Annotated in this window: 16 protein-coding genes and 1 pseudogene; 8 read left to right on the forward strand and 9 right to left on the reverse strand. The window is 68.6% G+C overall.

The window, feature by feature from the left end; translation table 11 throughout:
- Window positions 1–92: 92 nt before the first annotated feature.
- Entirely contained in the window at window positions 93–1,415 is a 1,323-nt protein-coding gene (locus E6G06_14250; protein TML89511.1) for an adenylate/guanylate cyclase domain-containing protein, read from the reverse strand.
- An 843-nt stretch (window positions 1,416–2,258) separates the two neighbouring features.
- A complete protein-coding gene (locus E6G06_14255) occupies window positions 2,259–2,831 on the reverse strand; it encodes a GNAT family N-acetyltransferase (GenBank protein ID TML89512.1) in 573 nt (190 codons plus the stop codon).
- Between E6G06_14255 and E6G06_14260 the strand changes: the two genes are divergently transcribed.
- From E6G06_14260 to E6G06_14270, 3 genes are all read left to right on the forward strand, one after another.
- Window positions 2,740–3,003 (forward strand): Hsp20 family protein, encoded by a 264-nt coding sequence (locus E6G06_14260; GenBank protein ID TML89513.1) that lies wholly within the window; start codon window positions 2,740–2,742, stop codon window positions 3,001–3,003. The genes E6G06_14255 and E6G06_14260 overlap by 92 nt on opposite strands.
- Window positions 3,004–3,080: 77 nt before the next feature.
- Window positions 3,081–3,527 carry an Hsp20/alpha crystallin family protein gene (locus E6G06_14265; GenBank protein TML89514.1) on the forward strand — a complete coding sequence of 149 codons (447 nt, stop codon included), beginning with the start codon at window positions 3,081–3,083 and terminating at the stop codon, window positions 3,525–3,527.
- Between the two features lie 17 nt (window positions 3,528–3,544).
- Window positions 3,545–3,979, forward strand: coding sequence for a hypothetical protein (locus E6G06_14270; protein TML89515.1), 435 nt, complete (start codon window positions 3,545–3,547; stop codon window positions 3,977–3,979).
- 134 nt (window positions 3,980–4,113) lie between these two features.
- On the opposite strand, the gene E6G06_14275 is transcribed toward E6G06_14270, so the two are convergent.
- The 3 genes from E6G06_14275 to E6G06_14285 form a co-directional block, all read right to left on the reverse strand.
- Entirely contained in the window at window positions 4,114–5,670 is a 1,557-nt protein-coding gene (locus E6G06_14275) for a hypothetical protein (protein ID TML89516.1), read from the reverse strand.
- A gap of 32 nt (window positions 5,671–5,702) precedes the next feature.
- Window positions 5,703–6,239: a DUF4395 domain-containing protein gene (locus E6G06_14280; protein TML89517.1), complete on the reverse strand. Its 537-nt coding sequence runs from the start codon at window positions 6,237–6,239 to the stop codon at window positions 5,703–5,705.
- A 93-nt stretch (window positions 6,240–6,332) separates the two neighbouring features.
- The gene (locus E6G06_14285; GenBank protein TML89518.1) at window positions 6,333–8,324 is read right to left on the reverse strand and encodes a hypothetical protein; all 1,992 of its coding nucleotides are present in this window, start codon (window positions 8,322–8,324) and stop codon (window positions 6,333–6,335) included.
- A gap of 122 nt (window positions 8,325–8,446) precedes the next feature.
- On the opposite strand from E6G06_14285, the gene E6G06_14290 reads away from it, so the two are divergent.
- From E6G06_14290 to E6G06_14305, 4 genes are all read left to right on the forward strand, one after another.
- Entirely contained in the window at window positions 8,447–8,995 is a 549-nt protein-coding gene (locus tag E6G06_14290; protein TML89519.1) for a hypothetical protein, read from the forward strand.
- A gap of 87 nt (window positions 8,996–9,082) precedes the next feature.
- A complete protein-coding gene (locus E6G06_14295; protein ID TML89520.1) occupies window positions 9,083–9,703 on the forward strand; it encodes a disulfide bond formation protein B in 621 nt (206 codons plus the stop codon).
- The gene (locus tag E6G06_14300; GenBank protein ID TML89521.1) at window positions 9,654–10,340 is read left to right on the forward strand and encodes a TlpA family protein disulfide reductase; all 687 of its coding nucleotides are present in this window, start codon (window positions 9,654–9,656) and stop codon (window positions 10,338–10,340) included. The genes E6G06_14295 and E6G06_14300 overlap by 50 nt, the downstream gene beginning before the upstream one ends.
- 75 nt (window positions 10,341–10,415) lie before the next feature.
- Window positions 10,416–11,183, forward strand: coding sequence for a hypothetical protein (locus tag E6G06_14305; protein ID TML89522.1), 768 nt, complete (start codon window positions 10,416–10,418; stop codon window positions 11,181–11,183).
- 16 nt (window positions 11,184–11,199) lie between these two features.
- On the opposite strand, the gene E6G06_14310 is transcribed toward E6G06_14305, so the two are convergent.
- The gene (locus E6G06_14310) at window positions 11,200–11,460 is read right to left on the reverse strand and encodes a hypothetical protein (protein TML89523.1); all 261 of its coding nucleotides are present in this window, start codon (window positions 11,458–11,460) and stop codon (window positions 11,200–11,202) included.
- A 204-nt stretch (window positions 11,461–11,664) separates the two neighbouring features.
- The gene (locus tag E6G06_14315) at window positions 11,665–12,588 is read right to left on the reverse strand and encodes a diiron oxygenase (GenBank protein ID TML89524.1); all 924 of its coding nucleotides are present in this window, start codon (window positions 12,586–12,588) and stop codon (window positions 11,665–11,667) included.
- Between the two features lie 70 nt (window positions 12,589–12,658).
- Here E6G06_14315 and E6G06_14320 point away from each other — a divergent pair, with 70 nt between their 5' ends.
- The gene (locus tag E6G06_14320; protein ID TML89525.1) at window positions 12,659–13,318 is read left to right on the forward strand and encodes a TetR/AcrR family transcriptional regulator; all 660 of its coding nucleotides are present in this window, start codon (window positions 12,659–12,661) and stop codon (window positions 13,316–13,318) included.
- A gap of 213 nt (window positions 13,319–13,531) precedes the next feature.
- Here the strand turns inward: E6G06_14320 and E6G06_14325 are convergent.
- Both E6G06_14325 and E6G06_14330 read right to left on the reverse strand, forming a co-directional pair.
- Window positions 13,532–14,455 (reverse strand): annotated as a pseudogene (locus tag E6G06_14325) (hypothetical protein).
- 128 nt (window positions 14,456–14,583) lie between these two features.
- Window positions 14,584–16,620 (reverse strand): PKD domain-containing protein, encoded by a 2,037-nt coding sequence (locus tag E6G06_14330; protein TML89526.1) that lies wholly within the window; start codon window positions 16,618–16,620, stop codon window positions 14,584–14,586.
- Between the last annotated feature and the right edge of the window lie 119 nt (window positions 16,621–16,739).

Raw genomic sequence — 16,739 nt, forward strand, 5'->3', positions numbered from 1 at the left:
CGCTGGCTGCACATCTACAACCATCACCGACACCACACCGCGATCGGTGGCCCGCCCATGCACCGCGTCGGCAACGTAGCTAGGCACTACAGCTAGCCGGCCGCCGCGAACAGCCGCCACCGATCCGGAACTCCTTTGAGTTCATGGTCGCCCCGGTCCGTGAACGTGAGGCCGGATCCGGCGACGATGCCCTTGACCGTCTCGGAGACGAGCACCTCACCCGGTGCGGCGAGGGCACCGACGCGCGCGGCGATGTGAACGGCGATCCCTCCGACGTCCTCACCCATGACCTCGAGCTCGCCCGTATGGAGACCAACGCGAACGTCCATCCCCAGCGATCTCACCTTGTCGACGATCGCATGGCCGCACCGAACAGCACGGACCGGGCCATCGAAGGTCGCGACGAACCCGTCGCCGATCGTCTTCACTTCAGTCCCGCGGAAGCGGACGAGTTCAGCTCGGATCGCCTGCTGCAGCGACTCGAGCAGGTCACGCCAGCGGTGATCTCCGAGCTGGGAGGCGCGAGCGGTTGACGCGACGAGGTCGGTGAACATCACCGTGGCAAGTATGCGGTTCGCGTCGACGGGTGCAGGGCTGCCCGTCACGAATTCCTCGATCTCATCGAGGATTTGATCGGGGTTCGTGATCGGCGAGTGGTCGATACCCTGCAGTTCGACGTAACGGCCTCCAGGGAGATGCTCCGCGAGCCACCTCCCGTTACGCACATTGACCCGTCGGTCACCGCGGCGATGCAGGATCAGCGTCGGGACACGAACGCTCGGCACGATGCCGCGGACGTCGATGTCCAAGAACATCGTGAACAGCGCGAAGAGCATCGCGGGTGAAGCGCCCATCCGCTCAAGGCGTCCGTACCACTCCCGGACGCCAGGTTCGTCGGCGTCGCTCGGCGAAGCATCCTCGGCAGTGATCCCTTGCCCCCAGTACGGGAAGATGAACTCGGCGGTCGCCTCCAGCATTGCCTCGGCGGTGGAGGTCCACGGGTAGTCGGGAGCCCATGTGGAGCGTGCCATTGCTCCGTAGATGACGAGACTCGTGACACGCGCGGGGTGCGTGACCGCGTAGAGCAACGCCGTCGCTCCGCCTTCGGATATCCCAAGAAGGATCGGCCGTTCCGACCCGACCGCATCAGTCACCGCCTTGAGGTCGTCCATCCGGGTCTCGAGCGTTGGCACCTCGGTGACCGGATCAGACATACCCGTCCCGCGCTTGTCGAATGTGATCACGCGCGAGAACCTCGCAAGGCGCTCGAAAAAGTGGCTCGCTGGCGGCGACAGATAGAGGTCGAGGTGGGAGATCAGCCCTGGCACGACGATGATGTCGAGCTCTCCGCCCCCGACCACGGCGTAGGCGATCCGGACATCGCCGGACTCTGCATAGCCGTAATTGGCGTCCACTGGCGCGATCGTAAGTGCTCGCTCGCTACCCCGTCCCAGTCGCGGGCCAGGGGAGGTGTGAGACCGTCCCGAGCCGGACGATCTGTGCGGCTCTCGGTTCGTCAGCACGACCAACGAGCGACGAATCTGATAGCGGCCCGAACTGCTGGCTGGCGGAGCGCGTCAGCGCGCTGTCGCAGTCCCGAGGCGCCCTCGGCGTGCCATAACGAAGTGGCACGAGGCGAATTGCACGGCACCAGGTGGACCGCGCTCATGCCGTCTGAGCGGGTCTTTTCCGTTTTGGTATCACGGCGTTCACTGCCCCGGGTTGCCTTCTAAGCAGCGGGTCGCAGGTTCGAGTCCTGCCGGGGGCGCTCGCTAGCCAATTCTGGCCGTTCCACCTGGTGCAGCGGCCTTATTCATGTCCGATCGCTCGCCGGCCTGATCGCACATATTCGAACCGTACCCGCGCCGTAACGTGAGCCCTGATGCACGGCTCGTGCCGATCTCGGGAGCGGACAGCGGATCTCGTCGCCATGATCGACACTGCGTGCAGCCGATCCGGCTATGAAGAGGTGCTCCCGATGATCGAACGGACGTGCATGAGCCCGGGCATGGCTCGATCCGTGTTCCAGGGCTACCACCTCCTCGAGCCCGGGAAGCTCCCGCGTCGCGGCGTGTCAGCGGCGCGGCTTTGAGCGTGCGTCTTAAACCCCGAGCTGCGCCTCCCCCTCGGTCAAGTCCCTTGATCAGGGCATCGAGGAGGGCCTAGTTATCGGGACCGTTGTCGTCCTTGACCGCGTCGCACGAGGACACGACGGTCAGCGCTCAGGTGGTCGCTCGCGTCGGAAACGCTGTACGGCGTCAGACGTCTGACGAGAACGGGAAATCGGCGCTCCCGCCGAGGCGAAGATCTGCCCCGCCGCGGTCGACGAACCCGATGGCGCGGTACAAGCTCTCGCTGTCCTCGGTGGCATGGAGATCGATCTCGGCTACGCCCCGCCCCTGCAGCATCTCGATCAGGGACTCGATCACTTGGCGTCCGACGCCCTGGCGACGCCAGTCCGTGTCTGTCGCCACCGACCCGATGTAGCCGCGCAACCCTGACGGGTTGCGCGGGCTGGGGAGCCAGCGGCGTATGGCCCCGATTCCACTCGCGACCACCCGACCGTCGTCCGATTCGGCCACTGCGGCGACAAGATCTCCCGAGGACAACCCGTCGAGCAGAATCTGCCGGCAGGCCGATTCCCAGTGGGCCGGCTTGTAGTCGACCTCCATCGCGTCGAACATCACTGCTCTGAGTCGGAGCAGCGCTTCAATATCATCGACGGTCGCCTGACGCACGATCGGCACAGCAAATGATGACGCGCCTGATGCCCTTCGACGCGCAGCCCGCCCTAGACGTGACGCCCGACTGCGCCCACAGGGCACGTTCAGCCGCCAGCTGTTCTTGGGCGAGGCCCTCGACGTCGATCATCTTGAAGCGAACTACGACAACGGGGTGCTCACCCTGACGATCCCGGTGGCCGAGCAGGCCAAGCCCCGCAAGGTGGAGATCACCAGTGGCGGTGGGCGCAAGGCGATCAACGCCGACTCCTCGGCCGCGTAACGCACAGGGGACGGGCGGCATCGGCCGTCCCGTCCCTCCGTTGTTTCCTGCGAACGAACAAGCCGAGAGGAGGGGCAATGGCTCTATCTGTTCGACGTAGCGACGAGCCCGTTCCCGTCGATCCGTTCGCCGGGCTCGCCCATCTCAACCAGCAACTGCAGCACTTACTGAACAACTGGTCGTCCTTCACGCCGATGCCGGGGGACGGCTTCACACCGCTTGCCGACCTCGAGGAGACCGACGATGCCTACATCGTCGAGATCGAGCTCCCGAGCGTGAAGCGCGAGGACATCGACATCGAGATCGGCGGACCTCACCTCACCGTCAGCGGCGAGCGCAAGGAGCGCGAGCGCACGGGCATCCTGCGTCGCCAGACGCGCACGGTCGGTCGCTTTCGCTTCGAGGCCCAACTTCCCGGTGACGTGGACAGCGAAGGCGTTGAAGCGAACCTCTCCGATGGTGTGCTCGCCGTCCGAGTGCCTAAGCCCGCCGCGGAGCGACCCCGACGCATCCCACTGAAATGAGGCGGGGGTGGGGGGCGATGGGTGTTCTCGTCAACACGCGAGCGATCGATGGTGCGACCGTCGTGCGCCTGGCCGGCACCGTTGACGTGGCCTTGCTGGAGCGTATCGGAGGGGGCATCGTTGCGGCGTGTGACGGCGACGACGCCATCATTCTCGATGTCAATGACCTGACCCTGGCCGATCGCGGCGGCTTCCACGCGCTGGTCCGAGTGCTACAGGGGAAGCGAGTGCGCGTCGTACGCCAACAGTCGTTCAGTTGCGCCACAGAACGCGAGCGGCACCGGGACGGGCAAGTGCCCATCTTTCGAACGCTTGCCGATGCCCTTCGTGACCCCGCATCCGGCGACGGCGACGTCATTGCGCGGGGTGAGTTCGACGTACCACATCGGCGCCGCAAGCGACTGGGGTCGCAGCCCGCTGCAGACCCTCAGCCTGGTGGATCTGTGCCATAACTCAGGCAACCAGATGCTCACGCCAAGTTGTCGGAGCCTTCCGCTCCTTCACACTCCGTGAGATAATCGAGGAACTCTACGACGGCTTGACCGAATTGTCGGTTCGAAAGCCGTCCGATTCGGGGCGCACTGCGTCAGTTCGCGGGCGCCTTGACGAAGATCGCGTCCGTGTTGCTCGTCGTGCGACCGAACTGGACGCCGTTCGCGGTGAACGTCCCGTAGAAGGTGTTCCCGAGAGAACGTAGCGATTGGTAGTCGCCGAGCACGCGCTGCCGAGCGTTCCCGTTGTCCTTCGCAGGAGACGCGAACGCGAGGAGGCGGACATCAGAGAACGTGAGCGCGCGATCGGTGCTCTGCGCGAGACGCGCGGAGAACAGAGGGAATCCACTCGCGTTGTACCCGTCGAACGTGTCGTAGAGCACTCCGACGGTTCCGTTGGCGGCGACGGCGACCGCCGGAAGCGCGGCTTTGACCTGACCCGTCACGAAACGGTTCGAGACGACATCGAGCCCGCCCGCGAAGTTCGTCACGAGACGGACGATTGCCAACCGGTCGTTCCCTGTCGAGGCGTCACGGGTTCCGTACACCACGTAGACGGAGCCACTGGTGTTGTCCACTGCCACTGCGTCGACGCCCCCGAGCAAGGCGTTCACCGACCCGAACTTCGGAGTTGGCTGTTTGCTGTCACCCGTGGCCACGATCACCCCTGACGTGGAGCCGTTGAGTGTCCAAACGCTGCCCGCGTTCGTCGAACGGTTGAGCCTGTACTCGACATGCACGGTGCCGTCGGCGTTCTTGCGTGTCGCGCGCTGGTAGACCACGTACACCGTGCCGTTCCGGTGATCAGGTGCGAGACGTGTGCCCGGGTTGACGAAGGCGCCCATCCCGCCGACGACTCCTGTCGACACGAACCTCGGCGGGTTGCTCCCGCGTGAGACCGACACCTTGACCTGGAAGGTGCTGAAGTCGTCGTACCCGACGTAGGCGTTGTCCTGGGTGGCTGTGACCGGATCGCGTGTCACGCGCAGCCAGGGTTGATCGCCACTGTTGGCGGCCGGGTGGTCCGTCCGTCTGGCCACCCCGCTGACGTTCGTCGCCCAATGCCATCCCGCCGCGTTGCCCGGGGTGGTCGTCGAACCCGTGTAGATGTCGACGCTGTTGGAGACCGCGTTCAAGAAGGTTCCCAGGAGCCGCCCTGAACGGTCGAAGTCGATGACCTGGTCGCAGGGGCATCCCGCGCCTGTGGTCACGCCCGTCGGGGGAGGAACGGAGAACGCCTTGGTCCACGTCGATCCCCCATTCGTCGAACGGAAGACCGCCGCGTTGCCATTCGTGTTCCACGAACTGCTGAACCCCGTGATCACGATCCCGTTGGGGTTCGCACCGTTGATCGCAAGGCTCGGCTCACTGTCGGAGTACGTGTCGGAGTTCCGCAGGTTCGGGTCCGTGTTCGAGACCACGGTGTCGACGAGCGCGTAACCCGCGGGCAGCGCCGGGCGGACGAGCCGATCGCCGGCTTGCGCGGTCCGAACGTAGTTCTGGCGGTCGGGCGGTTGGCTGGCGACGACCGCCGAGCCGTCCGACCCGGTGGGCGCACCGACCGCCGCGGTGGCGGAGAGGAGCGCGATCATGACGGGAACCGCTGCCAGCGCGAGCCGTCTCGCTGCGCTGTGGCGCCATACGCGCTCCATCGCGCCCCATCCTCTCTCTCGATGCGCTCCGGCTAGGCTCGTTCCGCGGTCGCCCAGATGTCGTTGCAGCGCTCGCACACCTCGGCGGGGATGAGGCCGATCCTCATGAGCAACGCGAACAGATGGCAGCCGACGCAGTAGGCGAACACCGACTCCAGCGTCGCCGCGACGACCAGGAGCCCGAGCACCACGTCGGCGGCGCCCCGTGCCCCGAAGCCCAGGGCCAGCACCGCGGCGGTCACCGAGAAGACGACGCCGATCCCTTGGGCGAAGCGCTTCGGCGGACCGGCTACCAGCTTCGGTGCAACGGGGAGTCGGGGAGTGATGACCCGCGTCACGAGCTGCCCGAGCGGGCTCAGCGTCGGCCCCGTGAGCGCGCGAGCCACGAACCCGTAGGCGATGACAACGGTGAGCCACGGCTGGTCGAAGACGATCGTGGCGAGCGCCAGCAGCACCACGCCTCCGGCGACCAGGCGCGCCGAGACCTCGTTCACCGGGTTGGGGAACGAGAAGAGCCTGGCGGCCCACGTCGGGTGGGTAGTGGTGCCGGATGTCGCGCCTCTGGCCATGTGATGCCGTCAACGTGCGCGAGGCGGCGCAGATTCCGATGGAGCCGCGGCGCCGCGTTGCGCAGCCGGGTTTCCCCCGATGGGCCGATGGAGCTAACCGACCTGGATGCTGGCCTCGTCGAGGGTGCCCTTGAAGAACTCGGAGCCCGGATGGGCGCCGATCACCACCGGCTCTGTGTTGGACATCGACCCGAGGTTGGCAGCCTTCGAGAACGTCTGCCCGTCGACGATCACCTTGATCGCGGACGATGTCTTCACGCACTGGACGGTGTGCCACTTGCCGTCGTTGAGGGCGGGGCCGGCGGTGAGCTCGCTGTAGTTGGCCGAGCCCTTGAAGCCGCACGAAGCCTGCCCGGACGGCTGGTACTCCATCTTGAACTCGCCCCCCGTGGTCGTGTACTTGCCCTTCCGGATCAGGTCCCAGTCGGGCGTCGCCGGCGCGCTCGTCGTCTTGAGGTGAATGGTGATGGTGATGTTCGAGCTGCCCGGGTTCAGGTCGCTCGCGGACGGGACCGAGACGTAGGAGCTCGACCCGTTGAAGCCGAACGCGGCGCCCAGGAACCCAGGCTGTCCGAGCGCCACGGAGAACAGCGTGCCGTCGTGGCCCGCGACGGAGTCGTGCATGACGCTGCCGGAGGTCTCGTCCATGTGCCAGAGCGCAACCACGCCCGACTGAGTCGATCCCGGTTGCACGACCGTTGTGGCGCTCGAGGTCGCGACGCCCGAGCCGGCGGAGTTGCCGGCGGTCACCACCAGCCGCATGGTGCTGCCGACATCGGGCGACCCGAGGAGGTAGGTCGTGGCCGTGGCACCGGCCACGTCGGCACAGGTGGCGCCGGCGCTGTCACAGCGCCGCCATTGGTAGGCGAAGGTGATCGGCGCGGTGCCGCTCCAAGTTCCAGGGCTGCCGTTGAGCGTCGAGCCCTGCGTCGGCGTTCCACTGATCGTCGGCGGCGCGGTGTTCGTCGGCGGCGACGCGGAGCTGGCCGCAGCCACCACCGCGGTCGGTGCCGACACCGAGCTGCTCGTGCCCACGGCGTTCGTGGCGGTGACCGTCACCCGCAGGGTGGCATTGACATCGGCCGATCCCAGGACATAGGTCGTGGCCGTGGCGCCGCTCACATCGGCACAGTTCGCGCCGACGCCGTCGCAGCGTCGCCACTGGTAGATGTAGGTGATCGGCGTCGTGCCGCTCCAGGTCCCTGGATTCGCGGTGAGCGTCGAGCCCTGCGTCGCGGTGCCCGAGATCGTGGGTGGCGAAGTGTTGGCCGGCGGGGTCGCCGTGCCTGTCGAGCCCGTTGACACCGAGATGTTGTCGGCCACGATGGCGAACGCCTGGGACGCCGAGTTGTTGCCGATCTGAACCGAGCTGAAGCCGCCGGCGGGGAAGGTCGCGGTGGTCGAGTGGTACACGGTGGCGCCGTTGACCAACACGTCGACCGTGCCGGTTGCGGCTCCGGTGGCGATGACGTGAACCTGCAGCTGCGCCCACGTGTTTAGCGCCAGGCTCGCCGTGGTGGCGTTGTAGGTGTTCGCGTACCAGACCCAGATACCGGCCGACTGGTTCTGACGGTAGAGGCTGACGAGCTTGGTGCCGGCCGCGTCGAAGAGCCGGAAGATGGGCACGTTGGCTCCGGACGCGCCCTCGGTCTGCACCTGGAAGTCGCCGCTCGCAGTGACGTCTGTCTGCGCGCCGGACAAAGCTTCCCGGGCGTAGGCGAGCGAGCCCGCGGCGGTGGTTGCGGTGAGGCGCGCCGCATAGGTGCCCGTCTTGACCGTCGCGCTCTGCACCGTGGCCGTGCCGTCTGCGCCGGTCTGGACCGAGGACCACGCCGCGAAGTTGCCGCTCTCGAAGCCGTCGGCGAACGCGGTCGAGGCGGCGTGGGCCGCAGGCGCGGCGACCAACGTCAGGACCACCGCCGGGGTCAGCGCGAGGGAGAGGGCGGTCCAGCGGCGCGCCGACCTCCCCATCCGCGGCGCGCTCCTCGTCTTCGGCGCACGCATCATGGCGCCCCCCTCTGCTCGTTTTGGCCGGCTCCATCGTTGCCCAACGCACGGGCTTCCAAAATGGGTCGATCGACCCATGGCGAGGCACGGCCGCGCCTCCCCTCCGCCTCACCGCCCGCTCGACGAGTAGGAGATCGGCGCAATTCGGACCGCCCCCGGCGCGCACGGGGGTAGGGGCCGCGCACCGGTAGCTTGGGGACGTGCCTCGATTCGTCTCCGGTGCGCTGCTCGTAGCCGTCGTCGTGCTGACCGGATGCGGCTCGACCTCGTCGGCCTCCCATGCGCCGAGCACGGTCGCGTCGCGCGCGGCTGAGGCCGTGGGCGACAACCCCTCGGAATCGGCGAAGATGGTCTGTGCGGCGGAGGCGCAGAGCGACATCGCGGGGAGCCTCGGCGTCACCCCGACCCAGGTGACCTCACCCACCTGGACCGATCGCGTGTACGCGTGCGATTACGTGTACCCCGGCGGCAAGATCGCGCTGTCGGTCAAGGAGCTCGCGAGTGCGTCGGCGACCGCGAGCTACTTCGAGGAGATGGGCTCCCGTCTCGGAAAGCGTCCTGACCCGCCGCAGCTCGGCGACGGGGCGTTCGTCACGAGCGACGGCTCGGTCGTCGTCCGCAAGGACTACAAGGTCCTCGAGGTCGACATCTCCCATCTCCCGATGCAGTTTGGCGATCCGCCGCAGGACCGCTCCTCTGTCGCGGTCAGCGTCGCAACCACGGTGATGGGCTGCTGGGTGGGTGCGTGATGACCACCCGCGGCGACGTCGACGGCGCTGTCGTGGCGATGGCATCGACCTGACCGGCACCGCCCACGGCGTCAACGAGATCGCAGAATGACCACTGACACGGTGACCCTCTTCCTCGCGTTGTTGAGCATCGTCGCGGAGGTCACCGTGGCCGCAACCGTGACGCTGCACGTCGCGGCGCGGATCTCTCCGACGGCGGCGCGGTGGAAGTCGGCGTTCGCCGACGAGATCGGGCCCCAAGCGCTCGTCCTCGCCTTCCTCGTCGCAGCCATCTCGATGAGCGGAAGCCTCTATTTCTCCGAAGGCGCCCACTTCACGCCGTGCAAGCTGTGCTGGTACCAGCGCATTGCGATGTACCCGCTCGTACCCGTGCTCGGCCTCGCAGCCTGGCGGCGCGACGACGGCATCCGGCCCTATGCCGCGACGCTGGCCGCGCTCGGCGCGGTGGTCTCGGCGTATCACGTGCTCCTCGAGCGAGTTCCTTCGCTCGACTCGGGTGCCTGCGACGTCGCCAACCCGTGCACGATCATCTGGGTTCGTCGCTTCGGCTACCTGACGATACCGACGATGGCCTTGTCGGCCTTCGCCCTCGTCGTGTCACTCGTGCTCACGCGCGCCGGTCAGCCCCGGCGCCCGGTCCAACTCGAAGGAGTCTCTGATGGCGACGACCAAGTCGCGTCCGTCCTCGTCGCGCCCCCGCGGAGGTAGCCGGGGGGCGCCGCCGCCGATTCACCGCACCCCCGTCATCGGCTTCGCCATCGGCGTGGTCGTCGTTCTCGCCGTGGTGGCCGTCATCGCATCGCGCGGCACGAGCCCGAAGACCGACGCGGCCAGGGGACTGCAGCAGACCGGTCCGGTGACGATCAGCGGGACGCCGCTTCCGCAGCTTGCCGGCGAGGGCGCCGACCCTGCCGTCGGGGCGCCGGCGCCACAGTTGCGGGGTGCGACGTTCGCGGGCCGGCCGGTTTCGATCGGCAACGACGGCCGGCCGAAGCTGGTGCTGTTCGTCGCCCACTGGTGCCCGCACTGTCAACGTGAGGTGCCGCTGCTGGCGAGCTGGCTGCGCAGCAACGGGAAGCCCTCGGGAGTCGACCTGTACGCGGTGGCCACCGGAACGACGCCCGACCGGCCCAACTACCCACCCTCCGCGTGGCTCCAGCGCGAAGGGTGGACGGTGACCACGATGGCCGATGACGACAACCAGACGGCCGCCGACGCGTTCGGGCTCCCTGCATACCCGTTCTTCGTGGCTGTCGACGGCTCGGGCAAGGTCGTGGCCCGAGCATCCGGGGAGCTGTCGATCTCATCGCTCGAGAAGCTCCTCGATCAGGCCCGACAGGGGTGAGGCGCTCATCGGTGTGTGAGCAGGCCCTCGAATCGCGACTTGGCCCGCGCCGGGCCGCCTGGAAGACTCATCGCAGTGATGCTGCCCGATCGGGTGAGTCCCGAGGAGGCCGCTCAGGTGTTCCGCCGGGCGGCGGAGCTCGAGACGGCCGGGATCCGAGGCGAATCCGCGCTGCTCGACCCCGATACCCTCGAGGCGATCGGGCGGGAGGTCGGGCTGTCACCCGTGGCGATCCACGCCGCGCTGGACGAGCTCCGGAGCGGGGGGTTGCGCGAGGCCGACCGCGAGTTCGACATGGTCGTCTCCAGGGTGGTGCCGGGCCCGGTGAGCGACGTGCGGGTGTCCGTCGACGAGCTGGCCCGCGGGAACCTCCTCACCTTGCGGGTGTCCCGCGGTGACACCACGGCGTGGGCCCGCCAGCGAGGCGTGGGCCGGGCGGTGTTGCGCAGGTTGGGTGGTCGGGCTCGCTACCCCCTCGGCGCGGTTCGGGAGCTACGGGCAACCGTGACCGCTCATCCGTCGCGTCCGGGCTTCGTGCGGCTCTGCCTCGAGGCGCAGCTCGCGTACCCGTGGCAGTTCCTTCCTCTACGCACCCAGGCGCTCGTGGGTGCAGGGATGGGGGGAGGGGCGGTCGCAGTCGCCTGGGGGTTGCAGAACCTCGGCGGTACGTCCGGGTTCTCCGCGGCAGCCCTCGTCGTGCCGCTCTCGGCGTTCGGGGTCGGAGCGCGCGCCTATCGCAGAGCGGTGGTCTGCGCCGAAGGTGCTCTCCAGCTCTTCCTCGACCGCCTGGCGCACGGCCAGCCGGTCAGCACGGCCCGCCTGGTGCACGACCCGGCGCGCTGACGCGCCGGGGCACGGCCTAGGAGCCGTCCACCGCGCCGCCGTCGGTCGTCAACGGCACGCTGCCCAAGCGCTTCCGGAGGCAGGCGTTGTTCTCCTTGTCCCACTCGTCCCTTTGCGAGGGTGTCATGCCGTCCAGCTCGATGCCGTCGGTCTTGAGGTCGCGGTCGGTCGACGCCTCACACTCACTCACCACCCGTTGATAGCGAACAGGGTCGAACGTGTTGTCGGACCCGGTGAGCGTGTAGACGAGCGCAAGGGCTGCGATCAGGATCATCACGCCCGCAACGATCACGAGGGCGCGCCGTGCCTGCCACCGTCGCTCCGAGTCCAACTGCGTCAGGGACCCGAGAGGGCCGGAGCGGGCGCGTTGGGGCGCTCAACCCAGTTGTCGTGCGAACCGGCAGGGACGTGCGGCACAGCAACATGATCGCCGGTCGGGCTTCCCGGTGCCGGACAGGGCTGCCGGGCGGGAGAAGGAGGATTACGACCGGCCGGCCCGGTCGACACCGGCGAGGGCGCGCCAGGGTCGCGGGATGCGACCGGCCCGCAGCACGCCTCCGTCGATCAGCGCCTTGACGATCGGCCGAGCCGCCTGGTGGCGGAGACCGACGCGGAAGGGCGTGCGGTTGGCGCGGCGCCAGGTCGAGAACCTCGGGAGGCCGACGGTGGCGTAGACGCCGGGGTGCACGATCGTGTCGAACATCCCCCAGATGATCCGAGGGACGACGAAGCGGACGAGGAACCGCTCGAACGCGCCTGCGGCGCGCCACTGCTCCGCGAGCACCGTGCGGGCGAAGGCCAGGTGACGGGCCTCCTCGAACCGGTGGTAGCGGTTGACCTCCCGGATGAACGGATCGGTGTCGCCGTGCTCCATGGCCTGCTTCTGCAGGAGGTCGGGGATCTCCTCGCCCCCGAGGACGAGGACGGACAGCAGCGCCTGGCGACGGATGATCTGGCGGACGACGAAGAGCTCGACGGGCCGCAGCACCGAGAGCGGGTTGCGGGCGGACGGCGAGAGCTGGCCGAGCAGGCGGCTGAAGAGGCGTGAGTGGCGCGTCTCTTCGCCGACCTCGTGGAGTGCGTACACGACGCGCGCGTCGGTGAGGTCGGGCGCGGCGACGATCGCGTGCGCGAACCCGGCCATCAGCACCGCTTCGAAGCGCAGGCCCGCGTCGATCACCGAGGCGATCTCCTCACGCGAGAGCGTGGCCCGTTGCTCACGGGTGAGGCCGGCGAACTCGGGCAGCTCGTGGATCGACAGCAGCTCGTCGGGCAGGACCTGACCGGGCCCGACCTCGCCGGGCAGGTCGACGTCGGGGTCGATGATCTTGCGCAGCGACGCGTGGCTGAGCTTCTCCACCCGGCGGGAAGCCTCGTCGTGGGAGCGGGTCATCGTGGTGGTCATGGCTCCAACCTATAGGAACTGAGGAAATCATGCAATTCCTCATTTCTGTGACTTCCGCTACACTCGGTCCATGGCGCTGTCGGAGCAGGTACGGAAGGGCGAACGGACCCGGGCCGCGTTGATCCGCGCCGCGATCGTCCGGTTCGCGTCCGAGGGCTTCAACCGGGTGTCCCTGACCGACATCGCTCGCGACGTCGGTGTGTCGCCCACCGCCGTCTACCGCTACTTCCCCGACAAGGAGGCGTTGTTCGAGGCCTCCGTCGACGCCGACGCCGAGGCGCTGGTGGCCGTCGCCCGCGACGCGCTCAACCGCGACGTCGACGGGTCGTTGCTCGAGCTGCTGGGAAGCCTCGCGGCCGGGCTCGTGACCGCGGCTCGCGCGCACCCCCTCGTCGCCCGCGTGCTGGCCGGAGCCGACATCATGACGCCGGCTCGCATCCTCGCCCTGCCCACCCTCGCCGTGTTCCGCTCGGAGCTGGCCGAGCTGCTCGCGCTCGGGCAATCGGTCGGCGCGGTGCGGCGCGATCTCGATGCCGCGGAAGCCGCGCTGGGACTGGAGACCGTCGTGTTGAACCACGTCGGCTACCTCGTTGCCTCCGCGACGACCGAGAGCCACGAGCCCGACGCGCGCTGGGCCGCGGTCGTCGGCCTGCTGGACGCGGCGCTGCGCCCACTGTCGGGCGCGGTACCGCCCGCCGAGTCGCGGGATGGCGAGGCCCGACCGCGCTAGGCGCAGGCGGGCAAGGACGACGGGAACGTGGTGCCTGCCCGGTTGGCGCTCCAACAGTTGCCCGCGCCGCTGAGGTCCCATGCGAGATCGACCGCGAAGACGGACGGCAGCGAGGGGTCGGGGGCGAGGCCGTTTCCCAGCACGGTGTTGTGGCGGACCTGGTTGGCATCGGGGTTGGGGTCGATGTCGAGCGCGGCGCACTTGGCCGCAGTAGTTGGCCGTCCCGACGCCGAACGAGTGGTTGTCGCGCACCTCGTTGGATCTCACCAGGTTGCGGTCGGCGGCCAAGACCAGGATGCCCGTCCCCGACGGGACCTGGCACACGTCGTCGCTGGGGTCGAGGCACGTGTTGGCCTTGTTGTTGGCCAGGACCTGATTGTCGGCGACGACGTTGTCGTGGTTGGACTTGACGTCGAGGAACGGCAGGGCGAAGGAGAGGATGCCGCCGGTGTTTCCCACCGCCCGGTTGTGGCGCAGCACGACGCCACTGCTGTTCTCGATCTCGAACCCGCTCACGTTTCCCGTGGCCAGGTTGTGGTCGACCCGCACGTCGGAGGACTGGCCCACGTAGATGCCCGTGTCGTTGGCACCGGTGGCCACGTTGTGGGTGACCCGGCCGCGACGGCTGTGGGAGGGGAAGATGCCGTACTCGGCGTCGTCGTGCGTGGCGTTGTGGGCCACGACCCAGTCGTCCACGCACAGCAGGAAGATGCCTTCGCCGCCGAAGCCGTTGACCGTGAAGCCCTCCACCCTCGCATGCCGGAGACGCTGGTCGGGGTCCGTCAAACAAGAAGCCCCCGACGCGCCGGGCTTGGCGACGGCGATCCCCTGGTCCTGGTGTCCGGCGTTCTCCAGCACGACCCGCCGCCCGTCGTCGCCCTGCGCCCGCAGCGTGATCCCGCTCCGGGTGACGACGACCGCGCACACGTGGGTGGGATCGCTCGGACAAGGCCGTCCGGCCTCCCGGTACCGGCCCGGCGCCACGATCACCGTGTGACCCGGCTCGGCGCGATCGACCGCGCTTTGGATCGACTGGCCCGGGCGCACGTGGACGGCGCCGTGGTCGTCGTCGGCGAACGCGGGCCCCGCCGGCACGACACCCAACCCGACGAGCAACAGAGCAGCAATCGTGCGCATGACGGACCCCCTCTGCCCGCGGACCCTACGGTCGCGACGATCGAGCGCGCAAGGCTCGACCACCGTTCGCCGGTGCCCGCGATGCGTTCCCGCGAAACGGGGACTACCGCGTTCGGCTGGGTGCGGCCTTACGCGGGGTGCAGCGCGACGAGCCAGCCCGCGAACTCCCGGACCGAGCTGAGCGTCCAGGTCTTCGTCCCGCTGGGCCCGGCCGCGCCTTGCAGGCCGTCGGCCACCTCGTTGCGCTTGCCGGCGATGTCCCACGCCTCGGTGAGATCGGCCGGCGAGGCGATGGTGACGGCGGCGCTCGACGAGTTGATGCCGACGCACCCCGCGACCATGGCGTCGGGGCTCACCGTGGTCACGCCCGGCACGCTCGCAGCGGTCACCGCCGTCGCGGATGCACCGGTGGACGGCGCGCTGTCGAGCGGCGAGAGGTTGCTCACGCCGGAGTAGCGGGCGATCCCGCCGCCGTTGGCGACCGACGCGCTGAGGTTCCAGGTGGGGGTCGGCTCGGAAACCCCGGCGACCTTGTAGTAGCCGTAGACGTGGGGGTTGGAGACGGACGTCACCGCCGCGATCGGCGCCCAGCCCGAGGGCACGCCGTTCACCGTGCCGCCGTTCAGGGCCACGCACGCGACGAGCACGTCGCCCGCGCTCGTGCCGGCCGGCGTGGGGATGGTGATCGCGTTGGTTGCGGTGGCGTTGACCGTCGTCGAGGTCGCCTGGCGCGCGATCTGGGCCGCCCCTGCGACGATCGTCCACGTGCGTGACGCCGGGGTCGGGTCAGGGTTCGTGGCGTTGTCGGTGGCCCGCACCTGGAACGTGTGGGTGGTGGCGCTCAACCCCGAGTAGGTCTGCGGCGAGCTGCACGGCAAGAGCCCGCCACCGTCGAGGTCGCAAGCGAACGTCCCCGGCTCCGAGGCGGAGAAGGTGAAGGTGGCCGACGTGCTGCCGGTCGTCCCCGACGGTCCGGAGTCGATGAACGTGTCGGGTGGCGTGTCGTCGACGCCGGTGGCGACGATGTAGTTCGAGCGGGTGAAGGTGTTGCTCCCTGCCGCGTTGCTGGCGGTGAGCGAGACGCTGTAGGTGTTGGGCGTGGTGTAGGTGTGCGAGGGGTTCTGCTGCGTCGACGTGCCGCCGTCGCCGAAGTTCCATGACCAGCTCGTCGGGTTGCCCGTCGACGTGTCGGCGAAGCCCACGGTCAGCGGGGCGCCGCCCGAGGTGGGCGAGCCGGTGAACGAGGCGGTCGGCGGGGTGCCCGGGCCCACCACGTCGAACACGTAGACGGCGTACTTCAGCGGATCGCTGGAGGCGCGGGAGTCGAAGCCGTCGAGCACGTAGAACTGGTCGTTGATGAGCTCGACCGCGCGGGTGTCGCCCATGCCGAAGGAGCTCAGGTTGAAGGCCCAGCCGGCGACCGCCTTCTTGGTCGCCCAGTCGGCGCGGATGAGCTTCGTCTGCGACGCGGCGACCAGGAGATCGGCGCCGTTGTCCGAGAACGACATGCCGTAGATGCCGCTCACACCAGTGACCGAGAAGGTGGAACCGACCGTGTTGCTGTCGTAGGTGTACTGGCGCACGGTCGACCCCACGCCAACGTACAGCTTCCCGTCGCCGGGGTGCACTGCCGACGCGGTGAAGTCGCTGCCCGAGGGGAGCGGTTGATACGACTCGACGTGGAACTTGTGGTCGCTCCCTCGCTTGAGCCGGAACGCCGTCGGGAGCACCGACGAGGTGCAGCACTTTCCGCTGAACGCGTACAACGTGTCGGTCGCGGTGTCGTACGCCATGGACTCGAGGTCCTGGATCCGGTTCGAGCCTGCCGACGCGCCTCCTCCGAGCTTGGGAGCGGCGGCGAACTCACTCTGGGTGATGACCCGCTTGAGCGCGCCCGTGGTCGGGTTGACCTCGTAGGCCTGGTCGGAGTTGTCCTCGGCGAGCCAGAGCGAGGTGTCGGCAGCCACGTAGGCGCTGCCTTCGCCGTCCTTCATCTTCGTCGACGTCCCCGTGAACGGGTTCGTGTGGATCGTGCGGTTGAGCCGCAGGGTCGGCGAGGAGGTGTTCGGCAGCGCCTCGACCGGGGCCGCGGCCGTCCCCAGAACGAGGAAGGCACCCAACGCCGCGAGCGCCGAGCGCCCCAGCGGACGTGTCATACCAGCCATCGATCCCCCTGTTTGGACCCCGACCCCGGAGTGCCCAGGGTCATTCTGCGCGGCGGCACCGCCCGCGCGCCTTAGGTCATTCGACCCATTCGCCGGCCCGTCTGCCCCCCGAGGACTCG

It is taken from the genome of Actinomycetota bacterium (assembly GCA_005888325.1).
Taxonomy (GTDB): Bacteria; Actinomycetota; Acidimicrobiia; order Acidimicrobiales; family AC-14; genus AC-14.

What these genes read in the sequence shown, in the direction of transcription:
- E6G06_14265 (TML89514.1), top strand. Translation starts at nt 3,081, where the DNA reads ATGGCTCTATCTGTTCGACGTAGCGACGAGCCCGTTCCCGTCGATCCG.
- E6G06_14285 (TML89518.1), bottom strand. Translation starts at nt 8,324, where the DNA reads ATGGGTCGATCGACCCATTTTGGAAGCCCGTGCGTTGGGCAACGATGG.
- E6G06_14300 (TML89521.1), top strand. Translation starts at nt 9,654, where the DNA reads ATGGCGACGACCAAGTCGCGTCCGTCCTCGTCGCGCCCCCGCGGAGGT.
- E6G06_14295 (TML89520.1), top strand. Translation starts at nt 9,083, where the DNA reads ATGACCACTGACACGGTGACCCTCTTCCTCGCGTTGTTGAGCATCGTC.
- E6G06_14320 (TML89525.1), top strand. Translation starts at nt 12,659, where the DNA reads ATGGCGCTGTCGGAGCAGGTACGGAAGGGCGAACGGACCCGGGCCGCG.
- E6G06_14330 (TML89526.1), bottom strand. Translation starts at nt 16,620, where the DNA reads ATGGCTGGTATGACACGTCCGCTGGGGCGCTCGGCGCTCGCGGCGTTG.
- E6G06_14275 (TML89516.1), bottom strand. Translation starts at nt 5,670, where the DNA reads ATGGAGCGCGTATGGCGCCACAGCGCAGCGAGACGGCTCGCGCTGGCA.
- E6G06_14315 (TML89524.1), bottom strand. Translation starts at nt 12,588, where the DNA reads ATGACCACCACGATGACCCGCTCCCACGACGAGGCTTCCCGCCGGGTG.
- E6G06_14280 (TML89517.1), bottom strand. Translation starts at nt 6,239, where the DNA reads ATGGCCAGAGGCGCGACATCCGGCACCACTACCCACCCGACGTGGGCC.
- E6G06_14270 (TML89515.1), top strand. Translation starts at nt 3,545, where the DNA reads ATGGGTGTTCTCGTCAACACGCGAGCGATCGATGGTGCGACCGTCGTG.